The sequence below is a fragment of the Sagittula sp. genome, assembly GCF_052825245.1.
This window is the reverse complement of sequence record NZ_JBRBWD010000064.1, coordinates 13,075-37,374: the sequence shown is the minus strand read 5'-3', so window position 1 is coordinate 37,374 and position 24,300 is coordinate 13,075. Positions and strand designations below refer to the sequence as shown.

At 65.4% G+C, this 24,300-nt stretch carries 24 protein-coding genes and 3 pseudogenes; 11 read left to right on the top strand and 16 right to left on the bottom strand.

Going from position 1 to position 24,300, the window contains the following annotated elements; translation table 11 throughout:
* Nucleotides 1-2 precede the first annotated feature (2 nt).
* From ACU0DV_RS25035 to ACU0DV_RS25015, 5 genes are all read left to right on the top strand, one after another.
* Complete coding sequence (locus ACU0DV_RS25035; RefSeq protein ID WP_446241968.1) at nucleotides 3-785, top strand: alpha/beta fold hydrolase; 783 nt, start codon at nucleotides 3-5, stop codon at nucleotides 783-785.
* 27 nt (nucleotides 786-812) lie between these two features.
* Nucleotides 813-1,844 carry a leucyl aminopeptidase gene (locus ACU0DV_RS25030; RefSeq protein ID WP_446241969.1) on the top strand — a complete coding sequence of 344 codons (1,032 nt, stop codon included), beginning with the start codon at nucleotides 813-815 and terminating at the stop codon, nucleotides 1,842-1,844.
* A gap of 21 nt (nucleotides 1,845-1,865) precedes the next feature.
* Nucleotides 1,866-2,489: an isochorismatase family protein gene (locus ACU0DV_RS25025; RefSeq protein WP_446241970.1), complete on the top strand. Its 624-nt coding sequence runs from the start codon at nucleotides 1,866-1,868 to the stop codon at nucleotides 2,487-2,489.
* Nucleotides 2,490-2,605: 116 nt separating this feature from the next.
* On the top strand, nucleotides 2,606-2,791 hold the full coding sequence (locus ACU0DV_RS25020) for a hypothetical protein (RefSeq protein ID WP_157815087.1): 186 nt from the start codon (nucleotides 2,606-2,608) through the stop codon (nucleotides 2,789-2,791).
* A complete protein-coding gene (locus tag ACU0DV_RS25015; protein WP_370312790.1) occupies nucleotides 2,788-4,269 on the top strand; it encodes a sodium:solute symporter family protein in 1,482 nt (493 codons plus the stop codon). Before ACU0DV_RS25020 ends, ACU0DV_RS25015 begins: the two co-directional genes overlap by 4 nt.
* A gap of 300 nt (nucleotides 4,270-4,569) precedes the next feature.
* Here ACU0DV_RS25015 and ACU0DV_RS25010 read toward each other — a convergent pair whose 3' ends face one another.
* A complete protein-coding gene (locus ACU0DV_RS25010) occupies nucleotides 4,570-5,508 on the bottom strand; it encodes a LysR family transcriptional regulator (protein ID WP_446241971.1) in 939 nt (312 codons plus the stop codon).
* A gap of 114 nt (nucleotides 5,509-5,622) precedes the next feature.
* Between ACU0DV_RS25010 and ACU0DV_RS25005 the strand changes: the two genes are divergently transcribed.
* Entirely contained in the window at nucleotides 5,623-6,765 is a 1,143-nt protein-coding gene (locus tag ACU0DV_RS25005) for a mandelate racemase/muconate lactonizing enzyme family protein (RefSeq protein ID WP_446241972.1), read from the top strand.
* Nucleotides 6,766-6,820: 55 nt separating this feature from the next.
* Nucleotides 6,821-7,351 (top strand): annotated as a pseudogene (gene dctP, locus ACU0DV_RS25000) (TRAP transporter substrate-binding protein DctP); the annotation flags it as partial.
* 36 nt (nucleotides 7,352-7,387) lie between these two features.
* On the opposite strand, the gene ACU0DV_RS24995 reads toward dctP, so the two are convergent.
* Nucleotides 7,388-8,710, bottom strand: a complete 1,323-nt coding sequence (locus ACU0DV_RS24995) for a surface lipoprotein assembly modifier (RefSeq protein WP_446241973.1) — start codon at nucleotides 8,708-8,710, stop codon at nucleotides 7,388-7,390.
* A complete protein-coding gene (locus ACU0DV_RS24990; RefSeq protein WP_446241974.1) occupies nucleotides 8,710-9,399 on the bottom strand; it encodes a hypothetical protein in 690 nt (229 codons plus the stop codon). The genes ACU0DV_RS24995 and ACU0DV_RS24990 overlap by 1 nt, the downstream gene beginning before the upstream one ends.
* Nucleotides 9,400-9,552: 153 nt before the next feature.
* On the opposite strand from ACU0DV_RS24990, the gene ACU0DV_RS24985 reads away from it, so the two are divergent.
* The 4 genes and pseudogenes from ACU0DV_RS24985 to repC all read left to right on the top strand — a co-directional run.
* Nucleotides 9,553-11,763, top strand: a complete 2,211-nt coding sequence (locus tag ACU0DV_RS24985) for a sensor histidine kinase (protein WP_446241975.1) — start codon at nucleotides 9,553-9,555, stop codon at nucleotides 11,761-11,763.
* Nucleotides 11,763-12,416 (top strand): LuxR C-terminal-related transcriptional regulator, encoded by a 654-nt coding sequence (locus ACU0DV_RS24980; RefSeq protein WP_446241976.1) that lies wholly within the window; start codon nucleotides 11,763-11,765, stop codon nucleotides 12,414-12,416. Before ACU0DV_RS24985 ends, ACU0DV_RS24980 begins: the two co-directional genes overlap by 1 nt.
* A gap of 196 nt (nucleotides 12,417-12,612) precedes the next feature.
* Nucleotides 12,613-12,717: pseudogene (locus ACU0DV_RS24975) on the top strand (IS110 family transposase); the annotation flags it as partial.
* Nucleotides 12,718-12,914: 197 nt separating this feature from the next.
* Nucleotides 12,915-13,073, top strand: a pseudogene (gene repC, locus ACU0DV_RS24970) (replication initiation protein RepC); the annotation flags it as partial.
* A 26-nt stretch (nucleotides 13,074-13,099) separates the two neighbouring features.
* Here repC and ACU0DV_RS24965 read toward each other — a convergent pair.
* From ACU0DV_RS24965 to ACU0DV_RS24905, 13 genes are all read right to left on the bottom strand, one after another.
* On the bottom strand, nucleotides 13,100-13,624 hold the full coding sequence (locus ACU0DV_RS24965) for an invasion associated locus B family protein (RefSeq protein WP_446241977.1): 525 nt from the start codon (nucleotides 13,622-13,624) through the stop codon (nucleotides 13,100-13,102).
* A gap of 96 nt (nucleotides 13,625-13,720) precedes the next feature.
* Nucleotides 13,721-14,065 carry a PAAR domain-containing protein gene (locus ACU0DV_RS24960; RefSeq protein WP_100931162.1) on the bottom strand — a complete coding sequence of 115 codons (345 nt, stop codon included), beginning with the start codon at nucleotides 14,063-14,065 and terminating at the stop codon, nucleotides 13,721-13,723.
* Nucleotides 14,066-14,116: 51 nt separating this feature from the next.
* Nucleotides 14,117-14,914 (bottom strand): hypothetical protein, encoded by a 798-nt coding sequence (locus ACU0DV_RS24955; RefSeq protein WP_446241978.1) that lies wholly within the window; start codon nucleotides 14,912-14,914, stop codon nucleotides 14,117-14,119.
* Nucleotides 14,911-15,453 carry an SMI1/KNR4 family protein gene (locus tag ACU0DV_RS24950; RefSeq protein WP_446241979.1) on the bottom strand — a complete coding sequence of 181 codons (543 nt, stop codon included), beginning with the start codon at nucleotides 15,451-15,453 and terminating at the stop codon, nucleotides 14,911-14,913. The genes ACU0DV_RS24955 and ACU0DV_RS24950 overlap by 4 nt, the downstream gene beginning before the upstream one ends.
* Nucleotides 15,454-15,483: 30 nt before the next feature.
* Nucleotides 15,484-16,323: an HNH endonuclease gene (locus ACU0DV_RS24945; protein WP_100931165.1), complete on the bottom strand. Its 840-nt coding sequence runs from the start codon at nucleotides 16,321-16,323 to the stop codon at nucleotides 15,484-15,486.
* Nucleotides 16,324-16,347: 24 nt separating this feature from the next.
* Nucleotides 16,348-16,764, bottom strand: coding sequence for a hypothetical protein (locus ACU0DV_RS24940; RefSeq protein ID WP_446241980.1), 417 nt, complete (start codon nucleotides 16,762-16,764; stop codon nucleotides 16,348-16,350).
* Nucleotides 16,764-17,351: a DUF4123 domain-containing protein gene (locus ACU0DV_RS24935; RefSeq protein WP_100931167.1), complete on the bottom strand. Its 588-nt coding sequence runs from the start codon at nucleotides 17,349-17,351 to the stop codon at nucleotides 16,764-16,766. The genes ACU0DV_RS24940 and ACU0DV_RS24935 overlap by 1 nt, the downstream gene beginning before the upstream one ends.
* Nucleotides 17,351-19,654: a type VI secretion system Vgr family protein gene (locus tag ACU0DV_RS24930; protein WP_446241981.1), complete on the bottom strand. Its 2,304-nt coding sequence runs from the start codon at nucleotides 19,652-19,654 to the stop codon at nucleotides 17,351-17,353. Before ACU0DV_RS24930 ends, ACU0DV_RS24935 begins: the two co-directional genes overlap by 1 nt.
* 212 nt (nucleotides 19,655-19,866) lie before the next feature.
* Entirely contained in the window at nucleotides 19,867-21,810 is a 1,944-nt protein-coding gene (locus ACU0DV_RS24925) for a sensor histidine kinase (RefSeq protein WP_446241990.1), read from the bottom strand.
* A 29-nt stretch (nucleotides 21,811-21,839) separates the two neighbouring features.
* Nucleotides 21,840-22,319 carry a DUF6505 family protein gene (locus ACU0DV_RS24920; protein WP_100931169.1) on the bottom strand — a complete coding sequence of 160 codons (480 nt, stop codon included), beginning with the start codon at nucleotides 22,317-22,319 and terminating at the stop codon, nucleotides 21,840-21,842.
* Nucleotides 22,316-23,017 (bottom strand): DUF4444 domain-containing protein, encoded by a 702-nt coding sequence (locus ACU0DV_RS24915; RefSeq protein WP_446241982.1) that lies wholly within the window; start codon nucleotides 23,015-23,017, stop codon nucleotides 22,316-22,318. Before ACU0DV_RS24915 ends, ACU0DV_RS24920 begins: the two co-directional genes overlap by 4 nt.
* Nucleotides 23,014-24,063 carry an Mrp/NBP35 family ATP-binding protein gene (locus ACU0DV_RS24910; protein WP_446241983.1) on the bottom strand — a complete coding sequence of 350 codons (1,050 nt, stop codon included), beginning with the start codon at nucleotides 24,061-24,063 and terminating at the stop codon, nucleotides 23,014-23,016. Before ACU0DV_RS24910 ends, ACU0DV_RS24915 begins: the two co-directional genes overlap by 4 nt.
* 3 nt (nucleotides 24,064-24,066) lie before the next feature.
* Nucleotides 24,067-24,258: a DUF6494 family protein gene (locus ACU0DV_RS24905; RefSeq protein ID WP_446241984.1), complete on the bottom strand. Its 192-nt coding sequence runs from the start codon at nucleotides 24,256-24,258 to the stop codon at nucleotides 24,067-24,069.
* Nucleotides 24,259-24,300 lie beyond the last annotated feature (42 nt).

The window sequence follows — 24,300 nt, the reverse complement described above, 5'->3', positions numbered from 1 at the left end:
ACATGGCATTCGGATACAACACCCACGCCAACGGCATCCGCCAGCACCTGATCCGCCATGAAGGCCCCGAAAGTGCGCCTGAACTGCTGCTGATCCCGGGCATCACCTCACCCGCGATCACCTGGGGCTTTGTCGCTGAACGCCTGGCCGAGCGGTTCGACGTACATGTGCTTGACGTCCGGGGCCGGGGCCTGTCCGAGACCGGCGATCTGGATTACACGCTGGATGCCATGGCCGATGACGCCATCGCCCTGGCGCACCAGATGAACAACCCCATCATCATGGGCCATTCCATGGGCGCGCGCACCGCGATCCGCGCCAACGCCCGCGACCCAGAGGCGTTTGCCGGCTTCCTGCTGGTCGATCCGCCGATGAGCGGGCCGATGCGCCGGGCCTATCCGTCGAAATGGCCCTGGTACGGTGACAGCATTGTCATGGCCGCCAAGGGCTGTTCCATCGAGGACATGCGCGCCTATTGCCCGACCTGGACCGATGAGCAACTGGCGCTGCGTGCCGAATGGCTGCACACCTGCCATTGGGGCGCCATCCGCATCGCCTTTGACGGGTTCCACACTGACGACATTCACCAGGACATCCCCAAGATCGCCAAGCCCGCCCGGCTGGTGATCGCCGGGGGCGCCACCGTGGTGGATGCCGACGACCAGGCCGAGGTCGCCAAACTCAATCCCGGGATAGAACAGCGCATCGTGCCGGATGCCGGGCACATGATCCCTTGGGACAATCTCGACGGCTTCCTCGACGCCGTGCTCGACTTCACCGCGTAAGACAACCGGAATTCAGGGAGAGACATGATGGACCAACAAAGCTTTACCGAGATCTGCCTGCACCAGCTGAAGATGTCCGGCGTCAAGTCCGACGAGCGGCTGATCGTTCTGACCCAAGGCAGCGAGCGGCTGGACTATGCCGATGCCTTCATGGCGGCGGGCCGGATCCTCGGTGCGAACATGTATCACATGCGCCTGCCCGCGCCGCCGGTTGTCGGCGCCTGGGCGGTGGGTCAGACCGGTCTGGCCGTGATGCCCGAAGCGGTCGAGGCGCTGAAGAACTGCGACATGCTGATCGACTGCATCTTCCTGCTGTTCTCGCCGGAGCAATTCGCCATCCAGGCCGCCGGCACCCGCATCCTGACCGCGGTGGAGCCGCCGGAGCTGCTGGCCCGCATGCTGCCCTCGCAGGAACTGCGCGAGAAGGTGGAGATCGGGGCTGAGTATCTGTCCAAAGCCAAGGTGATGCGGATCACCTCGCCGCATGGCACCGACGTGACCTACAAGCTCAACACCTACGAGACTGTGGCTGAGTACGCCTGCACCGACACGCCGGGTCGCTGGGATCACTGGCCCTCGGGCTTTGTCTTCGCAGGCGGGGACGATGACGGGGTGGACGGCCAGATCGTCGTGGCACCCGGCGACATTCTCTTGCCGCAGAACATGTATGTGCGCGAACCGATCACCTACACGATCAAAAAGGGCTGGGTCACCGATATCCGCGGCGGCCTCGATGCGGAGCTGGTCAAATCCTACATGGATGCCTTCAACGATCCGCGCGGCATGGGGATGAGCCATGTGGGCTGGGGCATGAACCCCGATGCCAAATGGCATGGTATGACCCCGGGCGAATTCCCGGGCGGAATGGGCATGGAGCCGCGCAGCTTCTACGGCAATGTGATGTTCTCCACCGGGCCGAACAACGAGCTTGGCGGACCGAATGACACCCCCTGCCATCTCGACATCCCGATGCGCGGCTGTTCTCTGTTCCTCGACGACGAGCCGATCGTGATCGATGGCGATCTGGTGGTCAAAGAGATGCAGATGGAGCGCGGCTGAGGCCGCGCAGGAGGACCAGGGATGTCTCAGGAACAGGTCTATTCCGACGCCGGTTTCGGCCAGCCGGTGCCGCGCGGCACACGCCCGGCGATTGTGGTGGTGGATTTCTCTTACGGGTTCACCGACAGGCAATACCCCACCGCATCTGACGCAAGCGCCCAGATGGCCAAGACGCGCCGGATTTGCGATATCGCCCGCGCCAAGGGCTTCCCGGTGATCTTCTCGACCATCGCCTTTCACCCCGGCGAACTGGACACCCTGCCTTGGCTCCGGAAAGCCGCCGGCATGCGCGCTCTTGTCGAAGGTTCGCGGCTTGTCGAAATCGACGCCGCTACCGGTATCCAGCCAAACGACCCCATCGTCGTCAAGAAGGGCGCATCGTCCTTTTTCGGCTCTACCCTTGCGGCTCTGCTGACCGGCGCCAAGACCGATACGCTGATCGTCTGCGGCGCAACCACCTCGGGCTGCGTGCGGGCAACTGTGGTCGATGCGGTGCAATCGGGTTTCAACGTGCTGGTGCCGCGCGATTGCTGCGCCGACCGCGCCGCCGCCCCGCACGAGGCAAACCTCTATGACATGAACCAGAAATACGCCGATGTCACCGACGCGGCGGATATCGCGGCCTGGCTCGACAGCCTCGCCTGAGAGGCACGTGCCTGCGCGGTCTTCAGGCCGCCTGGCACCCCTTGACGGCAGCCAATAAGCGGTGCGGCAAAGCACCCGACTGCAAACACCTCAACACACCAACGGGAGCACCCACAATGCTACGTACAGTATCCCTATGCCTGGTGGGGCTGGTCATCCTGGCCTGCTACGCCGTGCCCTACGGTCTGCTTGGCGACACGCCAAGCTGGACTGGCGCTTTTCTGTTCTGGACCCTCGCCGGCGTCGCCATCATCGTGCTGAACGCGCTGGCGACCGCCTCTTTCTCGGAGGATGAGCAATGAGCCAGTCGTTCATTTGGTACGGGATCGGCGCCTATGTCGTGATCTCGGTCATCGTCGCGTTGCTGTCGCGCGCGGGCAAATCAACCACCATGTCGGATTACTTTCTGGGCGGGCGCAGCATGGGCGGCGTTGTCTCGGCGCTGAGCTATTCCGCAACCACCTATTCCGCCTTCATGATGGTCGGCCTCGCGGGCCTGACCTACAAGGGCGGCGTCGGCGCACTGGGCTTTGAGATCGTCTATTTCGCGGGCGTCTCGCTGGTGGCGATCTTCGGCCCGCGCTTCTGGGCGGCAGGCAAGAAATACGGCTTTGTCACCCCGTCGGAAATGCTGGGCGCACGTTATGGCAGCCGCTGGGTCGCCATTGCGGCGGCTGTGGTGAGCTGCGTCTTCCTGATCCCCTATTCGGCGGTGCAGCTGTCGGGCATCGGCTACCTCGTCTCGGGCATGACCGAAGGCGGCATTTCCTTCGGGACCGGTCTCCTGATTGCCACCGTACTGGCGATCTTCTTTTCCTACGTGGCAGGCATCCGCTCGGTCATGTGGACCGACAGCCTGCAAGCGCTGGTGATGATCGTCGCATCGGCGCTGGTCGCCATCCTGGTGGTCAGCGAGCTTGGCGGGTTCAACGCCATGTTTGCCACCGTGGCCGAGCGCAAGCCCGAGATGCTGACCGTGCCGGGGCCGGGCCTGTTCAGCCTGCAGACGTTTATCGGTCTGACGATCCCTTGGTTCTTCTTCTCGATCTCGAACCCGCAGGTCAGCCAGCGTCTGTTCATGCCGGAATCCCTGGGCGCGCTGCGCCGGATGCTGCTGATCTTCCTGTGCTTCGGCCTGATCTACACGCTGGTATCGGTGATCTGGGGCTTCTCGGCATTCGTCGCCTTCCCGGATCTGGCCAGCCCGGATCTTGCGACCTCGGTCCTGCTGGCGTCTGATTTCGTGCCGCCGGTGCTGGGTGTCATCGTGATGGTGGGCATCCTCGCCGCCGCGGTGTCGACCATCGACTCCATCCTGTTGACCCTGTCGTCCATGGTGGCGCGGGACGTCTATGGCAATGTCGGCGGCGATCAGTCCGATCACCGTCAGCTGTGGGTCGGCAAGCTGGTTATCCCGGTGATCTCGCTTCTGGCGTTGGGGTTCGCCGCGCTGGAGCTGAGCCTGATCTCGATCCTGTCGGTAGCGGCCTCCGCTGGCCTCGTGGTCACCGTACCCGCCATCGTCGGCGCGTTCTTCTGGAAGCGCGGCACGGCTGCGGGTGCGCTGGCCTCCATCGCGGGGGGCGGTCTTTTCGTGATCGCGATGTATCTGACCGGCAACAAGCTCTTTGGCTATAACGCGGGCATTCTCGGTCTGCCGGTTTCCACACTGTTGTTCGTCGGCGTCAGCCTTGTGACCCGTGTCAGCAACGAGGTGACCGAGGGTTTCGTCGCTCAAAGTGCATCCGAACCTGTCAGAGCCGCCGTCAACGCGGGCTGAGGCCTGATCTGACACTAGGACCGGCTCCGCCCTTTTCGGCGGGGCCGGTCCTCAAGTCGCGCCGATTGCCGCATCTTTATGACGGCTTCGATGGGGTAGTGGAACGCGCCTGCGGGTGGCCAAGGCGGGCGGTTTGAATTTGGTCTGACTAACTTTCTGCGGCGTCATCGTCCCAGAGGGCAGCTTGCCACCTCGCCGGGAATATCTGACCGGGGCGCGGGCCGCGGGCAAACGGCTGCCTGCGTTCACCGCCACCCGTCCATTGGTGTCGGCGTGGGCCCCCCGGATCGCCCGGTCGCATCAATCTGGCCCCGACGGGCCTTGCGGCTGCGTCTGGCCCAGTTTGCGGGCCGAAGAGTTTGCCATTGTCCGGATGCACTGAGCCATCCACTGCAGTTCCTTTGTCCGCCTCCGGTTGGCCGCATGCACGAGGCTCAGGCGGACGGTGGCCCTTGGCACCATGGGCAGGGCGCAAAGACCGCGATGCCGGCCCTCTCCCAGCCCCATCGCATCCAGGATGGCGACACCGAGGTTTTGCGCGACGAAACTGATTGCCGTATTGGACTGCGAGATTTCAAAGGCGATCCTGGGCTCTATCCTGCAACTGCGCATTACGCGCCGGAACGCTGCTCCGACCGGCTGTGTCGTGCCGAGCGCGATCAAGGGCAAACCTTCGAGATCCGCAGCCGTAACGACGTCGCGCCCGGCAAGCGGATGGTCCGGATGCACAAGGCAGCCGATCTCCTCCTGGCTGATGGTCTCCGGACTTAGCCTGCCGTCGAAACTGGCTTCGTAGACGACACCGAGATCGGCCTGATCCTTGATCAACAGGTCGTTGACCTCGACCGTGGTTCTGGTCCGCAGCAGGACGTTCGCATCGGGAAACCGGCTTCTGAAGGCCGCAACCGCTCCGGGCATGATGTTCGAAGCTATGGCAGGATTCGTTACGATCTCGATCTGTCGGCTACGACGGTCCTTCATCATATCGGCCTGTCGTTTGACGGCGGAAACCTGGCGCAGCACCTGAGCCAGGTCGGGGAAAAGCTCATAGGCGTCCGGCGTCGGCACGAGTTTCTTCTTCTCGCGGCGGAACAGTTCGACGCCGAGGCGCTCCTCGAATGTGCGCAGCATCTTCGACGCGGCCGGCTGCGATATGTTCAGGGCATCGGCTGCAGCCGTCAGGGTGCCAAGTTCGATCGTGGCAACGAAAAGTTCGAATTCCCGCAGGCTTATCTGCATCGTAGGGACCTCTGCCAAACATGTCATAAAGGTTATGAACATGTATGAACATGCGATTGGACTTATCAAGTCGGGCTTTGCTACCCGTGTGGCAGGGATGGGAGAACCTGCACTATGAAGATCGACCGAATTGACGCCTATCTGCTTGGCTTCAGCCCGGAACCCGCGCTCGGCAATGCGCAGACCTTCATTCGCCGTCGTGATTTCATGCTGGTTTCTGTCGCGACTGATTGCGGCAAGACCGGATGGGGCGAGGTCTTCAATGCGCCTTTTGGCGCGGCGGCCTTTATCCGGGCAAAACTCGCGCCGATCCTCCTCGGGCAGCCGGTGGTGGACCGCATTCCGCTCTTCGAGAAGATGCGCGCCGTTCTGGCCTATGACCGTCGCGGCACGTCGCGCATGGCGCTGTCGGGGCTGGATATGGCGATCCACGACGCCGCCGGACAGGTCTTGGGGCTCTCGGTGGCGCAGCTTCTGGGCGGACCGCTCAGGCATCGAGTGTTTGCCTATGCGTCAGGTCCGTTCATCAGCGAGAGCGACGGCTATGACCTTTATGCGGATCAAGTCGAGGACTACCTCAAGGGTGGTTTCAGGGCCGTCAAACCAAGGGCCGGGATGGACCCGGTCAAGGATGGCAAGATGGCCATGGCGCTGCGAAAGCAGGTCGGCGATGACATCGGCCTGATGGTCGACATCAATCAGGGCTATACGCTCGCCGGGGCAATCGAGTCTCTGCGGCGGATGGAAGAAGCGGGCCTGATGTGGGCCGAGGAGCCTCTGCAGCCTGAAGACCTGAGCGGATACAGGGCTTTGGCAGGAAGGTGCCGTACGGCTCTTGCAGGAGGCGAGGCGCTTGGCACACCTGCAGCCTTTCGCGACTATCTGGAAGCCGGAACGTTTGCCGTCCTGCAGCCCGATCCGACGGTCTGTGGAGGCTTTTCCGGTTACCGTCAGATATCGGCGTTGGGGATGGCGTACGACACGCCCACGATCCCGCACAGCTTCGGGACAATCGTCAATGCGACCGCCTCGTTGCACCTTGCAGCGCTGGAGCCTGTCCGGCGCGGGGGCGGGCCTGCGCCTTACCCTTACGTCGAATACGACATGACGCCCAACCCCCTTCTGGCGCTGCGTCCGATGCCACTGGACAGCAATGGTTCCATAGCGCTCTCCGATGCGCCCGGGCTGGGGTTGGACCTGAAGCCCCAAGAACTCGAGCCCTGGCTCACCGAAAGCTGGTCGATCGCCGCAGAATAGGGACGACCTGATCCTGCCCGAAAGGGCGCATGGCAAGCAGTGGAGGAATTGCCTGATGACCGGATACAAGTTTCTTTTGATGGCCGGTGCGCTGAGCGCGCTGGCGACCCCGTCGATCGCCGAAAAGCTGACGCTCGGCCACCAGTTCGCGCCGGATTCCCTGCCGGGCCAGAGCGCCCAGCATTTCGCGGACCTGGTTTCCGAAAAGACCGGCGGCGATACCACGCTGACCGTGATTCCCGGTGGCGCCCTTGGCGACGAACGTGCAAACCTGCAGCAGCTGTCCAACGGCTCGCTCGACATGGCGTTGACCGGCACCATCGTGCTCGACTTCATGGCGCAGCCCTATGTGCTGGCCTCCATGCCGTTCGTCTATGACGATGCCTCGCATGTGCTGGCAGTTTTCTCCGGTGAAATCGGCCAAGAACTGGGCAGCTACCTCGCCGACAACCACCGCGTGAAATCGCTGGGTTGGCAATATGTCGGCGACCGCCAGCTGACGGCGAACGAACCGATTTCCGGCGTTGCGGATCTGGACGGCCTGCGGCTGCGTCTGCCGAGCGGAGAGATTTCCGCGAAGACCTGGCAGGCGCGCGGGCGCCGCGATCGACTTCCGAAGGCGTCAGAACCGCCGGGTGATGCCCACCAACGCGCGGCGGTTTTCGTAGCTGAAGATGTCGTTGTTCGAGTCTTGCCGCTCTGCCCCGAGTTCGAGCACCGGCGCAAAGCCCGCGACCGCCCAGTCGCGGTGCGTGAGCTTCAGTGAAAGGCTCTGGCGCCGGTCCTCGCGCACAATTCCGAGCAGGCTGTCGGGACCCTCGCGCTCATGCCGGCCAAGCGCCAACGTCAGCTCGGCGAGCAGCCCCCCTTCGAAGGCGTAGCGCGCGCCAAGCGTCACCGCTCCACCTTGCCCGGCTTCGGTTGCGAGCTCGCTTTCGGTCCGCTCCAGTTGCAAACCGAAGCTGAGTTGGAGGCGGGGCGTGACCGTGTGGCTGAGCGATGCGGCTCCGACGGATCGGGTGGCAGGCTCGGTGCCGGGGCCTTCATAGTCGGTGCGTTCGCGGATCAGCGTCAGGTTCAGCGTGCTCCGCGCCTTGGCGTCGATGGACCGGCCCCAGGTCAGATAGACGCCGCGCGTGTTGGCGTAGGCCTCTCCGTCGATCCAGCGCTTTCCAAGGGTGAGCCCGGCGCCCAGCCTGCGGTTGCGGTCGCCGAAGTGCAACAGCCCCAGTTCCGCCCGTGCCTGAATGTCGTCGGGCGCGCCCTCTTCGTAAAGCCGCGCATCGACGGCCGCTCCCAGCCGAAGCCTCAGATCCGGTCCCAGCCGGGGCAGGGCGGCAAGCCCAAGCCCAAGCTCGATGCCCCGGGCCGGCTGCGCGCGTGAGCCATCCTTGAGCTTGAAGGGCCGGTCGCCGATCATGATGGTGTCAACCGCGGTCCGTTTCGCAGGGTTGCTTTCGGGCACGATTGCGAAGCGGAAATTGCCCTCCCAGACCCGGGCGCGGTCGATCTCGTCGATGCGCCGCGTCACCTCGGCGGCAAGCGACGGCGGCAGCGCGGCTCCGCGCGCCAGGGAATAGTGGTAGCGCGCGCGTTCTGCCTGACCCGCAGCCTCGAGCGCGTTGGCGAGTTCCAGACGGTAGTTGACGGCATCGGGCGCAAGAGAGACCAGCCGGTCGAGCCAAGGCTGCGCCGCGCGCGGTCGACCCTGCCGAATATGCGCCATGGAGAGTGCCCAGAGACGGCGCAGCTCGGCTTCGCGCACCGCTTGGGGCCCCATTCCCTGCAGGGCGGAAATAGCTGTGGCATAGTCTCCGGCATTTACCTGCGCCTCGGCGCGGGCAATCGCGTCAGGCTGCTGCGCCGGCGCTTGCGACACAAGCGCCAGTGCAAGGAAAAGGCCCGCGAGCAGGCGCCGCACGCCCAATGCCGCGAGCCTTGTCATCACTTCTGTTCGATGTAGTAGGTGCCTGCGATGGCGCCGTCGAACACCGCCGGATTGGACGAACCCGGCAGGTTGTAACCGCCGACCACTGGCCCAAGCGCGGCCTCACCGGCATTGCCGAAGAACGACCCGCCCAGCGTGATAAGCGTGTCGGCCGTGGTGCCGCCCTGGCTCAGGTCGCCGGTGAGGGTGACGCTCAGCGCCCCGGTCTGTGTCTCGGGGACGGTGATCCCGCCCACATTCATCGCGGGATTGACCACCCGACTGATGGACCCGCCGAAGCTGTCGTTCACGGTCAGAGTGCCGTCGATGGTGCCCGTTTCGCCGGTCGCCAGCGTGCCGGTGAAATTCGACGCCGTCCCGGTGAACGGGTTGGTGGTCTGTCCGTCATTCCAGGCCACATCGAGGTTCAGATCGCCCTCGACCTGGCCGATCGTGCTGGAAGGGTCGGTCACGTCCACCTTCAGCCGTCCGGCATAGGATGCGTTGATCGCGGTCGGCATGTTCGACGTCGGAGCCTTGGCGGTGACGCGATCGAACTCGGCGTCGAAACCTGAGCCACCGGCTCCGCCACCGCCGCCGCCGCCACCGGCTCCGCCACCACCACCGCTGCCGCCATGCAGGCAGCCGGACAGCGACGTTCCAAGCACCAGCGCCAAGCCGAGCCGCCCAAGAATTGCAATGCGCATCCCTCTTATCCTTAATAAATTGATAATAAATCCTTTTGGCGTCCGGGAATTGCGCTGTCTCTCCCCTGTTCAGGGGTATTCAAGCAAAAAAACAGGCACTAAGCTTTCGGAATGCTTGGTTTTTGATGTTTCTCGTGACATGGCACCCACCGCATGAAGCAAACCTATTCTCCGACTCTGCTCGCGGCGTCGGCACTGGCACTTGGTCTTGCGGTCGCTTTCCTGGTGCTCTGGGTCGCGCTCAGTCAGCCTTGGCTCGGGGTGCGGCTCGTCGCGGGGCCGGATGACAGCGCCACAGTCCATTCGGTCCATCCTGACGGTCCCGCCGAAGGGAGCGTCCCCCAGGGCGCGACGCTGCTTTCGGTTGCGGCTCCCGGCTTCCCGGCCCTGCCGGTCGATGCGCGAGACCTGACCGAAGAGCCTGACGCCCTGCCAGACCCGGCGGCGATGCGCGCCTTCTTTGCCAAGCAGACCGAGCTGCACGCCCGTATGGCCGCCCCCATCACGCACCTTCTGATACGGCCCCAAGGCGCGACCGACCCGGTCACGCAAGAGATCCGACCGGCTTCCACCCGGCCTCTTGGCGACCTGCCGGGTGTCTTTTGGGTTCAGCTTGGCGTCGGGCTTGCAGGGGTCGTTCTGGGCGGCTGGGTCATGGCCTTGCGGCGCGAAGACCGGGCGGTGCAGTTCTTCGGGCTCGCGGGTCTCGGCCTGATGATCTCTGCCGACGCGGCCGCGCTCTACAGCACCCGGGAGCTTGCGCTCAGCGCCGAGGTCTTCACGATCGCCTCGCGGCTGAACTACCTCGGGACGCTGGTCTTCGGGATCGGCATGATCAACCTCTTCCTGATCTATCCGAGCCGCCTTGCCGGGCGGGCGGTACTCTGGCTCGTCGCGGCACTTTTCGCGACCTGCATCCTGACCGTCTTCGTCGACTGGCCGGACGCGCTGCTGGACCGACAGGCGCCCGTCGCACTCGCCATGCTGATCCTGCTGGCCGCGGTTCTGGCGCAGGCGGTGATGAACCGGCGCAACCCCACGGCGCGGGCCATGCTCGGATGGTTCGGCCTTTCCGTGCTTGTGGGAGCCGGCGGTTTCGGCCTGACCGTCACCCTTCCGCTGCTGATGGGCGCGACGCCGAGCCTTTCGCAGGGCTACGCCTTTCTCTTCTTCCTCGTGATCTTCGTCGGCCTCGCCATGGGAATCGCGCGCTATCGGCTGTTCGAGTTGTCGGACTGGTCCTTCCGCATCCTGTTCTACATGGGCGGAGTCCTTCTGCTGCTGGTGCTCGACGCAGCGCTGATCCTCGGGCTTGCGCTCGACAGGGCGCCCGCGCTCGGCCTCGCGCTCGCCGTGGTAGGCCTTGTCTATCTGCCGCTTCGCGACGTGCTGGCCCGCCACCTGCGCAACGACCGCGGACTGGCCCGCGAAGAGCTTTTCGCGCTGGTGGGCGACGTGGCGCTGGCCACCCGGGCGGAAGATCGCGATGCCGCGCTGCATGCCCTGTTGCAGCGCCTCTTCGATCCGCTCCGCATCGAGCAAGGCCTCACGGCCTTCGATGTGGCGGGCCTGCGCGACGGGGGCGAAACGCTCGAGATCCCTTTGCCGCACGGGCTCCCGGGCATCCGCCTGCACTGGGCGCGGCAGGGGCGCGCCCTGTTCAACCGGCGCGACGAACAGCTGGCGCGCAGTGTGGTCGAAATGCTCGACCGGTCCATCGCACGGCAGCGCGCCCATGACGCAGCCGTCGAAACCGAACGCCGCCGTATCAACCGCGACATGCATGACAACATCGGGGTCCAATTGCTGGGTGCGCTGCACTCGTCGGACGCCGAGCGGAAGGACATGCTGATCCGCCAGACCCTCTCGGACTTGCGGCAGATCGTGTCGAACCCGGCGGAGGACGGAGCGGTTCTGGCGCAGCTTCTGGCGGACCTCCGGCGGGAGATCGGTGACCATCTCGAAGCGGCAGGGATCGGGATGGGGTGGCAGGACAGCGGGTTGAGCGCCGGGGATGCGCCGCAGATCACGCTCATGGCGCTTCAGGCGCAAACGGTCCGCGCGCTGTTGCGAGAGACCGTCAGCAATGCCTTGCGTCATTCCGAAGCCCGCAATGTGCATCTCCGGTTCCTCCCCCTGCCGGGTGAACGACTCAGCCTGATCGTCGAGGACGATGGCACCGGCACAAAGGGCGACTGGCTGCGTCAGGGAAGCGGGCTTTCAAACCTGCGCTTTCGCGTGGAGGCCTGTGGCGGCACGCTCGTGATCGAGCCCGCACAGGGCGGCACGCGGGTGCGCGCCACCCTGCCGCTGGCCGGGGTGCGCGCGCCTGACACTGCCGGTCTGGAAAGGGCGGCGGGCTGATGCGGATCCTTGTCGTCGAAGATATAGCCGAGACTCGCCGCTGGCTCTGTACCATCGTCGAGGAGGTTTTCGCAGGCGCGCAGGTATCGCAGGCCGAGACGCTGCGGCAGGCGCGCGGGCTGCTGGAACAGCCGCAGGATCTGGCGCTTATCGACCTGGGTCTGCCGGACGGGTCAGGCCTCGACCTGCTGAGGCAGATCAGGGACATCCGCGCCGCCACGATCTGCGTCGTCACCACCGTGCTCGGTGATGATGCCAGCGTCGTGGGCGCCCTCTCTGCCGGGGCGCAGGGCTACCTCCTCAAGGAGAACCCGGCCTCGCTGCTGGCTCATCAGTTGCGCCAGATCCATCTGGGCCTGCCCGCGCTTTCGCCTTCCATCGCGCGGCGGATCATGGAGCATTTCAGTCTGACTGGCCCGAGTGCACCGCCCACCCACGGGCTCACCGATCGCGAGACAGAGGTCCTTGCGCTTATCTCGCGCGGACTGCGCAACAGTGAGGTGGCGCGCGAGCTCGGTCTCGCGGAGACAACGGTGGCAAGCTACATCAAGGCGATCTACGGCAAGCTCGGCATTTCGTCTCGCGCCGAGGCGTCATGGCATGCAACGCGGCTTGGGCTAAACCGCGACGGCATCGGACCCCGGCGCGGCTAGGCGTGACAAGTTCCGTACAGACCTTGGGCACCGCTCCTCGAAGAAACCCTTTTCGGCGTCCTGCCAAGCATCGGTACGCAGGGCAGGGTCGCGGGTCGTCGTTATCGTCGGCGCGGCGGCTTTGATGTTCTGACCGTCACCCGACGGCATCTGGGTGCCAAGGTGGGTTTGCGATGATCCGCAAAGGAGGACGGTCATGTCGGAGATTATCACGGACGAGCTCGGTCTGGCGAAGAATGTGTTTGAGGAGCACGGCGCGGATGGCGCAGGCCGGGCAGTTCTGCGAAATAAGCTGCGGCGAGTGAGCTGACCCCGGCGAGTGGTTCAGCCCGACGATTCTGTCGACAAGTTTTCCTGAAAACGGAAAGGCCTGGCCGCAGGACAGACGTATGCTGCGAGCCCGGCCAAGATCTGTAAAGCCGTTTCCCCGTTGGCCGTGATCTGCCGCTTGCGGATCATGCGTGATGTCTCGATCCCGGCGTTGGTGGCGTCTGCAATGCCGCCCTGACCGTGGCCTGCATCCTCCAGAATGCCGAACAGATCCAGAGCCCGGGCGGCTATCTCCGCGGTTTCTCCATGCGCGGGGCGGAAGGGGCGTTTTCGACCGGGCCGATGGTGGTGGCGCTGCTCAATTGCGGCGGACGGCGGGCGCCGTGAGGTTGACAGGTGTCAACTGCCACCGGTCACTCCGCGGCAGCGGGGCGCAGCGCCTCGAGCCCGGCGTCCAGCCCTTCCATCGAGAAGCGGAAAACGAACGGCTCCATCCCCAGCCGGGGGCGGAAGCTGCCCAGCACGGTGCCCGTCTCCAGCGCGACGGTGTCGATCTCTTCGCCGTCGACCTGGCGCATGGCCTCGCAGACGTCGCCAAAGCAGGACTGCCAGACGAAGGGGATCGCCTCGTCGGAGTCCTCGGCCCTGATCGCAAAGCCGGAGGGCAGGTAGGCGCCCATGGGCACGCGCGCCGCGATGAAGCGCTGGCTCCCGTCCGACGACCAGAAGGCCATCATCTGCGCGATGAAGGCATTGTCGGTGTCACGGCTCAGGATCTGGGTCAGAATGCAGGTGGTTCGGTTCTTGCCGAGCGCCTCGCAGGACACCGTCCACGCGCCGAATTTCTGGCCGTTGGCGACATCCTCCTGCGCGCTAACGGGCGCGGAGAGCGACGGACAGGCAAAGGCGGCGATACAGGCGAGTGTGCGCAAGGACATGGATAAGAACCCCTTTCAATCTAACGCCGGCCAGAACGGCCGGCGCAGGCAGGTTGACCGGGTTGGTTGACAGCTGTCAACCGCCGCCCGGACCGGTCACATGGCGATCTTGACCATGGGGTTGCCGGTCGACATCTGCCCGCCGTGGGAACAGAGGTCGGTGATCCGCATCACCGGCAGGTTGTTGATCCGCACCATCATCGAGCCCTTGACCATCGGGTCGGGCGTCGGCACCGGCGGTGCGCCGGGCGGGATGATGAGGTTCATGCAGATCGTCTGGCCGGTGACGACGGCCACCGGGCGCCCCATCACGCGGACGTGGAACTGGCCCGGCTGGACGACCGGCCCGCCGAGGTGCTTGATCGCCGGGCTGACCGGGCTGGCCGGAATGGTGATGTTGCAGGTGTGCATGTCGCCGAGGCAGCAAATCGGTTGTCCCATTCTGAAATCCTTTCTTTCAATAGCCTCTTCGTAATTCCCGGGGCCCGGCCCTTATGCAGGTCCGGAATACGACCTGGACGCGGACCCGTTGTGCGGCGTCCCGTGAAAGGCCGCCGCGTCTTGGTATCTATTGTATCTGAAACCGCCGTCGAAGTCTCCGCCGTTTTCCCAGCGGTAGAGACAGGCATCGGAGCGACGGTCGAAGGGGTTCAACTCGATCAGCCATGCCTTCAGCGCGTCGCCCTCCGGCAGGACGCAGACATCGATCACCACGTCGTCCATGTGAAGGTCGTCCCAGATGTCCCTGAGCAGCGCGTTGACAGCCGTCACGATGGCGGCGTGCTGCGCTGCGATCTGGGGAAAGGTCTGCTGCCAGGCGTATTGCGACACGCCGACAAGGCGGCGGCGCTTTACAAACAACCGGAATTCCGCCCAGTCGGGAATGTCGCGCCAGGCGCGCAGGTGCAGGACCACGGGGCGCTTGCTGATGCGGTGGTCGAAGATCGCCTGCGCGACGCGCGGGTCGTTGGCAGTAATGACGCGCATCACGTCAGCCACGCTGCGGCAGGGCGCGTGCACCACGGTGGAGGCTTTCCAGCTGCACATGCCGATGCGGGGCATCACGCCTTCGGGGAACTCGTCCAGCGCCTTGGCGATGGCCTTCTCGAAGCCCTTGCTGAACCCGATCCGCCGGGTGTCGCCGTAAATCTCCCGGAACAGCGCCGACTGGCTGCCCAGTGTCTCTGCATCGCCGTCCGACAGGGTCACGGAGACACCCGGCAGCGATGCAAGCGTCAGCGTCGGCGGCCAGTTCTCCGGGAAGGTCAGGGCGAGCATTTCGGGGATCATGGCAGCAAGAGGTCCCGCTGCAGGGCGCGGCGTTGCGGCGTGCTCCAATGTTCGTAGCCCATGAGGTCCTCGGTTTCATAGAGCGAGGCCATGAAAGCGCCGAAATCGGCCCCCAGAGGCACCAGCATGTCAGGGGAGTTGTTCGGGCCGCCCCAGGGTTCTGCGGTGGCGGACCATGCGTAGATCGCGCCGAAATCGCCCGGATGCAGCGACAGGAGCACGATCAGCCCGCCTGGGTCCTCGCCGATGGCGGCAAAGCCCTGCGGGGTGCCGTCGCCAAAGGTCTTGCCGGTGAACAGTTCCTGCACGCGGGCAGGACGGTTCAGCCGGTCGAGGAAGCGTTCGGGATCGTCCTCATCGGGGGCGTAGTCGAAGATCAGCGGGTAGGGCGCGCCGCCGCCGTAGGTCAGCAGGAAGCTGCGGTAGGGCTCGGGCAGGGTGGTGCCGAGCGCGGCCTCCAGCTCTGCCAAGGCGTCGGCCAGCGCGGCTTCGTCGGGCCAGGCGCTGCCTTCGGGGGCGATGATCGGATCTTGTGGCATGGCGGTCTCCCTTGCCCCTGTCTGCGGGGGTTAGAATTCGGACTGGTGGCTGCCCTTGTAAAGCGCGGCGCCGCCGGTGTGCGTGGCGTAGCCGCCCTTGCTGGTCGAATGGATGTCCTGCGGCACAAGCTGCATGGTCGTGCCGTTTTCGTGGTGGTGCCAGGTGTAGCCTTCGGGACGGGTCCAGTTGTCGTCGCCCAGCTGTTCGCGCATTGCCTTGTCGGCATTGGTGAAATCCGACGAATGGTTGCCCTTCATCGGGATGTCGACATTGCCCTTCGAATGCGGCGAGAGGTCCGGAAAGCCATTGGTGTACTTGATCGGGGGCTTCGAGGCGTCGGCGGGCTGGAACCAGCCGTCGCCCTTGCTGCCGCTGGTCCATGTGCCGTTGGTCGGCACCTGGTCGTAATGCGGCGGGTATTTCATCTTCTCGAGCTTCTCGAGGCATTCCTTCGTGCCGTTGCACTTCTTGGCCGCGGCCTCGTAGGCCGCCTTCTGCTTCTTGACGACGTCGTCCCAGTATTTCGCCGCCGCCTGCTTGGTCTGGCGGTAGGATGCCTTCAGCCCGGTCCGGGCGACGTCGATGGTGCGGCGGATGGTGTTGACCTTGTCGGTGACCTTGGCCGCCTTCGCGGCATCTCCCCAGCCGGGGATCATGCCGAAGACGTCGACCGCCGCGCCGAACCAGTCGCCCTGCCACGCCGAGCGCACCGCCGAGGCCGCATCGACCGCGATGCCGGCACCGGGGATCGCGCCGCCGACGGCAAAGCCGATCTCGGTCGCGATGTCCTTGTACATGTCGTCGACCTGCTTGTGCTGGGCGCGCACGGCCTCCGGATCGACGCCTTCGTCCTTCAGGTACTTGCTCATGACGCAGGGCTCACATCAGGTGCTTCATCCGTTCAGGCCGGTGATCCCGGCCATCTCCGGATACCAGTACCTGGGATCCGCATTCATGATCGCCTCGGCTGCGAGGTCGCTGTCGACCTCGAAGAAGGCGTCTATCTTGGCAGGGCCTTCGACCGCGCTGACCGCGATCTCCTTAAACCCTGAAAACATGAAGAAATTTGCCCCTACCTCCCACATCAGCGTGATGAACATCATCTGCGAGGGGACGTCCCGGATGCCGAAATGCCGCGCGTAGCGGCGGCCGTTCATGGTCATCTCGATCCGGCCCTCGGGCGAGAGCGACCAGTAGTCCTGGGGCAGGTGGGTCTTCATCACCTCGTCGACGTAGGCCCTGGCGAAGGCCCGGTCGTCATTGAGCGGCGCCGACCGCTGGCTGAGGTTCAGAGTGAGCCGCGGTGGCATCAGGCATCCTCGGCGACAGTCAGGCTCAGGTCGGCACGGCGCAGGGTGCCTTCGCGGATGGCGTAGCGGTGCACGAGGTTGGGATTGTCGGAATCCTCGGCCCAGACCTGCGACAGGTCACGCAGCACGTAGGCGCATTGCTCCGGCTCCATGGCGGGCAAGTAGGTGTTGAACACGCTGGGACGGTAGAACTTGAAGAACAGTTCCTTGTCGTCCTCGGTCTTGACCCGCAGGGAACGCTTGAGCGAGGTCTTCACCTTCTTCGCCTCCGGCCCCGCGATCAGGAACAGGCCCCAGTCCTTGTTCCAGCCTTCCTCCATGAACCAGTCGAACACCCGCCGGCCGGAGCCGTTCAACGGCACCAGCCACGGGGCATAGGCGGCCAGATCCTCGAAGGCCTGTCCGTCGAACAGGCACAGCGCGTCGTCGGTCATGGTCTCGATGATGAACTGTGTCGCGGGCGACTTGCTGGCGTCGACCAGCAGATAGGCAACCTGGTCCGGACCGCAGGCCTTTTCCAGCGCAAGGGCCAGCGCCTCGTCCGCGCTGGCTGCCGGGTCCGACATGTGCGTGACCACTTCGTTCATCAATCACCCCCTGCCGTGCCCTGGCATTCTTCGCAGAAGGCCTGGGGCGCCTGCAACACCGTCGCCTGGCTGGGCGCGCCCATGTTGAAGTCCACCGAGGGGCACTGCACCTTCATGCTGAACGCCTTGATGGTGATGCCGGAGGCGTCCATCTCGATCGTGGCGCCGGGCGCGGCGATGGTGAACTTCTGCGTGGCGATCAGCGTGTGCTTCATCGTCTTGTTCAGGATGGACTTGCCGGAGGTCATCTCGATGTCCTCGCCGACATCGGTGGTCATCTTCTTGCCGACCTGCTCCTTCACCGCGCCGCCGACGTTCAGGATCTTGGTCAGGCCGACCGACTCCACAGACGCGACCCCGGTGGTGTCCGAGCGGAAGTTCGAGGCGAAGGTGTTGACCACGCCCGGGCTCTTGAACAGGGAATAGCCGCTTTCGCCGTACTTGGAGCCGTCCTCGCGCAGCTTGTGGTTGGCGTCCTTGCCTTCCTCGTCGGCGCCGTGCATCCCCGTCCGTCCGGCACCGCCGTCCCCGGATATGAAACCGAGGTCCTTTGCGCCGATGGTGCTGGCGAACTTGCCCAGGTCGCCGCCGGACGAGCCGCCGCCTTCGGACGCGCCCTTCTTCACCAGCGACTGCGACTTGCCCATCAGGCCGCCGATGCCGCCCAGCAGGTTCTTGATGTTGGGGCCGGTGCCGCCCGAAGAGATGTTGACCGAGCCGCCGGCCTCCATCTTCAGGTTGTTGCCGACCTCGACCATCTTGTTCATGCCGACGCTCTCGATGTCGTGCCGTTTCACCCGGCTGATCGAGTCGTTGAGCACCAGCCGCGACCAGTCCTGCTGCGCCTTGAAGGCGATGTTCTCCTGGCCCGGCTCGTCCTCGAAGACCATCTCGTTGAAGCCGGTGGCCTTGTGGCTGTCGGTGCGGAAGACCGACTTCGTCTTGTGGGCGGGCAGGGGGTAGGCGACCATGTTCTTGCCGTTGTAGACGCAGCCCGTCACCAGCGGCTTGTCCGGGTCGCCGTCGAGGAATTCGACGACCACCTCCATGCCGATGCGCGGGATGATCATGCCGCCCCAGCTTCCGCCGCCCCAGTTCTGCGACACGCGGCAGCGCATGGAGCGCGCGTCGCTGAGGTCCCAGGGGAAGCGGACGAGGATGCGGCCGTATTCGTCGCAATCGATCTCTTCGCCCTCGGCACCCACGACGAGCGCGGTCATCGGCCCGCGCACATCTGCGCGGCGGCTCTTCTTCTCGGGGATCAGCGGGGCGTTCACCGGCATCATCACGTAGCGCGCGGTAAAGGCGAACCCGTCGCCGGAGGTGCCGCCCGAGCCGTAGTTGTCGGAGGTGTAGGAATGGTGCGCGACGAGGCAGAGATATTCGTCGCCCTTGCCCGGCACCTCCGAACTGTCGCCCGAAACGGTGATCTTCAGGCCGGAGACGAGGCCCACGATATCGCCCATCGCCTCGTACCGCTTGTCATGGCCCTGCGCCCGGTCGAGCCCGAGCGAGACCATCTCGCCGCCGCGTCCGGGATCGAGGTAGTCGCCCGGCCAGTCGAAGCTTTCGATCTGCCCGTGCGCATAGGCGGCGCTGCCGGTCTGATCCTTCTCCATCACGGTGGTGGGCGTCTTGAAGTTGTAGTCTGTCATCCGGATGGCGCCGGTGGTCATCCGGCGCTCCGGGCGCCATTCCCACAGGTGTTCGGTGTCTTCCTGGTGGTGGCCGACGTAGGGCTTCACCGGGAAGCTGCCCAGCACGTCGTGGCTTTCGACGGAATCGGTCAGCACCATGTCGTGGTTGCCGTCGCTCATCTTGAAGAAATAGCTGATGCCGTGGCGTTCCATCATCCGCACGGCAAAGTCGAAGTCGCTTTCGTTGAACTGGACGGTGTATTCCAGCGTCGGGTAGGAGCCCTGGGTGTTCACCGTCAATGTTCCGTAGGGGCTCAGCAACTCCTGGAGGATCTCGATCACGGTCTTCTCGTGGAAGATCCGCTGGTTGCGCCGCAGGGTCGCCAGCCAGAACCATGGCTTCAGCGTCAGCTCGTACCGGATGCCGTTGTCGCCGGCGCCCAGCCAGCGCGCCTCTGTCACGAGACCGCTGAAGAACTTGTCGGAGTCGTCCTGGGACTTGAGCGTTACCGTGGCGTTGGTGCCCAGCAGGTCATCGAAATTGATGTCCTCGTTTTCGGACAGACATGCCACATGGTATTCGAAGAGCCCGTTCATCCGGTCCAAACCTTCGAACCGCTGGAGGACCAATACGTCCTTGCCGAGCGCGGTCGACAACTTCCCCATACGGGAATCTTGTTTCAAAGCCATCGTTCGAACCTGATTTAATCCAAAGTGATAGTACCTTAGACAACCCATGGTGCAACGTCAAAACCGGCTGCGGGCGGGCTGTCCATTTTCAATGACATTACCAGTCGTCACCAGCATATGGGCACGCGAACGGATTCCGGAAGTCATTTATTCAATACCCCCGCTGCGGGACCCGGTCCGGCGGGGACTCAGGCGTCGCCCGAGGCGGGAAGCCAGACGAGGAACTCCGCGCCGCCCTCCGGCGGGTTGCGGTAGCTGATCCGCCCCCCGGCGCGCTGGATCAGGGTCTGCGAAATCGACAGACCCAACCCCGTGCCCTCTGCCTGCTTGGTGGTGAAGAAGGGGTCGAACACCGTGTCGAGAAGCTTCTCCGGCACGCCCGGCCCGGTGTCGCGCACCCTGAGCGCCGCGCCCGGGCGGCCGTTGCGGTCCTCTGCGTCCAGCGTCAGGAAGATCGTGCCGCTGTGCTCCATCGCGTGCACGGCATTCACCACGAGGTTGATCACCACCTGCTGCATCTCGCCGGCCCCGATGGCCACGCGGGGGGCCTCTGCCAGCGCGGTTTCGACGCGGATGTCGGCGCGGGTCAGGACGTGTTCCACCAGCACGAGGCAGTCGCGCACCACCGGGGCAAGGTCCACCGCGCGTTCCGTCCCCGAGAAGTCGTCGGGCCGGGCGAATTGCAGCAGCTTGCCGACGATGGCGTTGATCCGCGCGACCTGCCCGTCGATAAGGTCGATTTCTGTCTGGACGGGTTGGGCGGCGTCGCCCAGCGTCTCGCGCAGCACGTCGAGGTTGCCCTGGATGACCGCCACCGGGTTGTTGATCTCATGCGCGACGCCTGCGGTGATCTCGCCGATGGAGGCAAGCTTTTCGCTCATCACCAGCTGCCGCCAGGTGTCCTCCAGCTTGGCGTTGGCCTCGCGCAGTTCGGCGGTGCGTTCCTCGACCCTCTGGTTCAGCTCGGACGCCCATGCGCGCAGCTGTGTGTCTCGCTCCTGTACCTGGTCGAGGAGGTCGTCGAGGTGTCCCGCCACCTGTCCGATCTCGTCGCCGGAGCGGGGCACGGCGTTGCGGGCGGACAGGTCGCCATCCTGCACGCGGCGCATGGTTCGGGTCATCTGTTCCAGCGGGTCGAAGACGCCCTTGGCCAGCCACAGGAACAGAGGCGCGGACAGCAGCACCACGGCGGCGAAGGCGGCCAGCATGATGACGAAGGCGGTGCGCTTGGCATGGGTGAAGGGCGCTTCGAGGAAACCGACGTAGAGCATGCCCACCGCCTCGCCGAAACTGTCGTGCAGCGGCAGGTAGCCGGAGATGTACCAGTCGTTGACGACGAAGGCGCGGTCGAGCCATGTCTCCTGCTCGTCCAGCACCTGCCTGCGCACCACGGCAGAGACCCGCGTGCCAAGCGCGCGCACGTCCTCGAACAGGCGCACGTTGGTCGAAACCCGCACGTCGTCGAGGAACAGCGTCGCGGTGCCCTGCCGGTCGCCGCCGGTGACGGCGTTCAGGTAGACCAGCGCGTTGATCGTGTCGATGAACTGCAGGTTGCGGTTCAGGAGGATGCCACCCACCAGCGCGCCGTCATGGCCGGGCAGGCGGACGGGCGTCGCGGCGTGCACGACCATGCCGCGGTCCTCCACCGTGCGGTCGGTGGGAACGGCGGCGCGGGTCGGGATCAGCTCGATCCGCGCGCGGGCGGCCAGATCGGGCGAGAAGGCGGTGAGCGTCCCGGCGTCGAAAAGGTCGATGGCGGTGGCGGGCGTGCCCTTCAGCGCACTGTCGATCACCGGCCAGTCCGACGTCTGCCCGCCCGGCAGGTAATAGAGGATGTCGAGCCCGAGCGCCCGCCGCGTGTCGTCGAGATAGGCCTGCAAAGCGGCCTCGGAGGCGTCGAGCTCTTCGGCGAAACCGACGCTGCCCGCCACGCCGGACAGGTCCTCGCCGGTGGTGGTCATGATCCGTGCAAGGTATTGCTCGGCGATGCGCAGGTCGGATTCGACGTTTGCGATCAGCACCTTGTCGTAGTCCGCCGTCCAGCGGGTCATGCCCACCAGCAGCAGGAGCGGGGTCAGGATGACCAGCGGCGCCAGCGCAAGGAACAGCAGCCGCACCCGGATGGAACGCAGCGGGCTGCGCCGGGGTGCGGCCGTCCCGGTCACTCGTCCAGCGAGCCGTGCACGGCGAACTGGTCGAGGTCGGCGTCCTCCGGATCGATCACGCGGAAAACCTCGCGCACGCCGGCCTCGGTCAGGTCGCGCATGACGGTCAGCAGGGTGTTGGGCGCGTGCTCCTCGCAGAGGTCGGCCATGTGGAAGATCTCTTCGCGGGCGACGGGGCGGGCGGCATCGACCGAGGGCGCGCCGTAGTAGGTGACGAAATGCTGCGCCAGCTTCACCTCGAGGTCGGCGACCTCTTCGGGCGTGACGGGGGTGACGGCGACGAAGGTGACGCGCCCGCCGGTTTCCAGCCCCAGCCAGCCGTTGGCGAAGGCCTGCCGCTGCTTGCCGGTCAGGTCGCCCTCCGTCCAGTCGGAGAACTCGAACCCGCCGGAGATGCACCATTCGCCGGTGCGCGCCGGGTTGGCAAAGACGTACTGGTCGCTTTCGTCCACGTGGATCGCGCGGGCGAGGTTCATGGCGTGTCCTCCAGCAGGGTGGTGAGCGGGATCAGGTGGGTGCCGTCCGCGTCGCGCAGGAGCATCCCGAAGTGTTCGTCGACACCGAGGAAGGTGCCCTTGCGGCCGTCCTGCGCCGTGTCATCGCCAACGCCATGCGCCAGCCCGCGCCATTCGGCGGCCAGCGCGCGGGGGCCCGCGTCTTCCCATTTGGCGATCCAGTTGAGGGTGTGGCGGGCCCAGGCCTCCACCAGCATCCCGGGATCGACGTCGGCGCAACCTTCCGCGTAAAGCGCGGTGCGGTCGGGGTCCGTCCCAGTGTCCTCCGTCAGCGGCAGCAGGATGAGCTGCCAGGCGATCACCAGCCAGTCGGGCACGGCCTCCGGATCGGTGGAAGACGCGAAGGCCCGCATCTGGCCGCAGAGCGCGCCGTTGACCCGCAGCCCGCCGTTCCAGCCCAGGTGCACGGCCACTTCGGGCGGCGCCAAGGCGCCAAGCGCGTTCTGGAAACCCACGCCGCACAGGGGCAGCATGGTCATCGCCTGCGCCAGCGGCACCTCGGGGGCAAAGACCAGCGCGGCCCCCACCTGGTCCGAGGCGATGCGGTAGGTGATGAGGCCCGCATCCACCCCCTGGATCGCCCGCAGGATCGCCGTCTCTGCCGGGTCGCCGTCGACCTTCTCGCCGAACATGGCCGGGGGGAAGGCGAGGTCGCTCATGCCAGCGCGCCCTTGATGAGCGCGGTCGCGACCGCGTGGAAGGCCTGCGCCTGCGGGCTGTCGGGCTGGCTGACCACGATGGGCGCACCCCCGTCCGACGCCAGCCGGATCTGCAGGTCCAGCGGGATCTCTGCCAGCAGGGGCACACCCAGCTTTGCTGCCTCTGCCGCGACGCCGCCATGGCCGAAGACGTGCTCCTCGTGCCCGCACTTGGAGCAGATGTGCGTCGACATGTTCTCGATCATGCCGAGGATCGGGACGTTCAGCTGCTTGAACATGTCGATGCCCTTGCGCGCGTCCAGAAGCGCCACGTCCTGCGGGGTGGAGACGATCACCGCGCCGTCCACCTGCGCCTTCTGGGCCAGCGTCATCTGCACGTCGCCGGTGCCCGGCGGCAGGTCGACGATCAGCACGTCGAGCACGCCCCATTGCACCTGCATCATCATCTGCTGCAGCGCGCCCATCAGCATCGGACCGCGCCAGACCACGGCCTGGTCCTCGTTGGTCATCAGGCCGATGGACATCATCGTGACGCCGTGGTTGCGCAGCGGCAGGATCGTCTTGCCGTCGGGCGAGGCGGGGCGGCCGGAGACCCCCAGCATCCGCGGCTGCGAGGGCCCGTAGACGTCGGCGTCCAGCAGGCCCACGCGCTTGCCCTGCTGCGCCAAGGCGCAGGCGAGGTTGGCGGACACCGTGGACTTGCCCACGCCGCCCTTGCCGGAGGCGATGGCGATCAGGTGATCGACGCCGGGGATCTTCTGCGGGCCCTGCGGCTTCGGTTTCGGCTTGGCGCCGAGGCCGGGCGGCGGGGCGTCTGCGGTCACCGCGATGTTGACGTTGCCCACGCCGGCGGCGGCCAGCGCCTCTTCGGCCTTCGTCTTGACCGGCTGCCACTTGTCGGCCTGTCCCGGCGGGACCTCCAGCACGAAGCGCACGCCGCTGTCGGCTACGCCGAGCGCACGGACGACGCCGGCGGCCACGATGTCCTCGCCCGAGGGCGCGGAGACGGTCTTCAGGATCTCGAGGATCTCTTCACGCGATGCCAAGGTTTACTCCTGACCCTTGATCTCGCCCGTGACCTCATGGGTCAGGCCAAGCTCGGGGATTGTGATGAAGGCCTTGACCGGAAAGGACTTTCCGGCGGTGTCGGCGTCGCGCATCGCCTCTTCGATGGCCTGTTGCGAGGTCACGCCGACCTGCTTGAGGAACTTGCGCATGGACATGTTGAAATCGTCGCTCATTGGATCGCTCCCTGAGATGTTGACGCATGGCGCGCCCGGCCC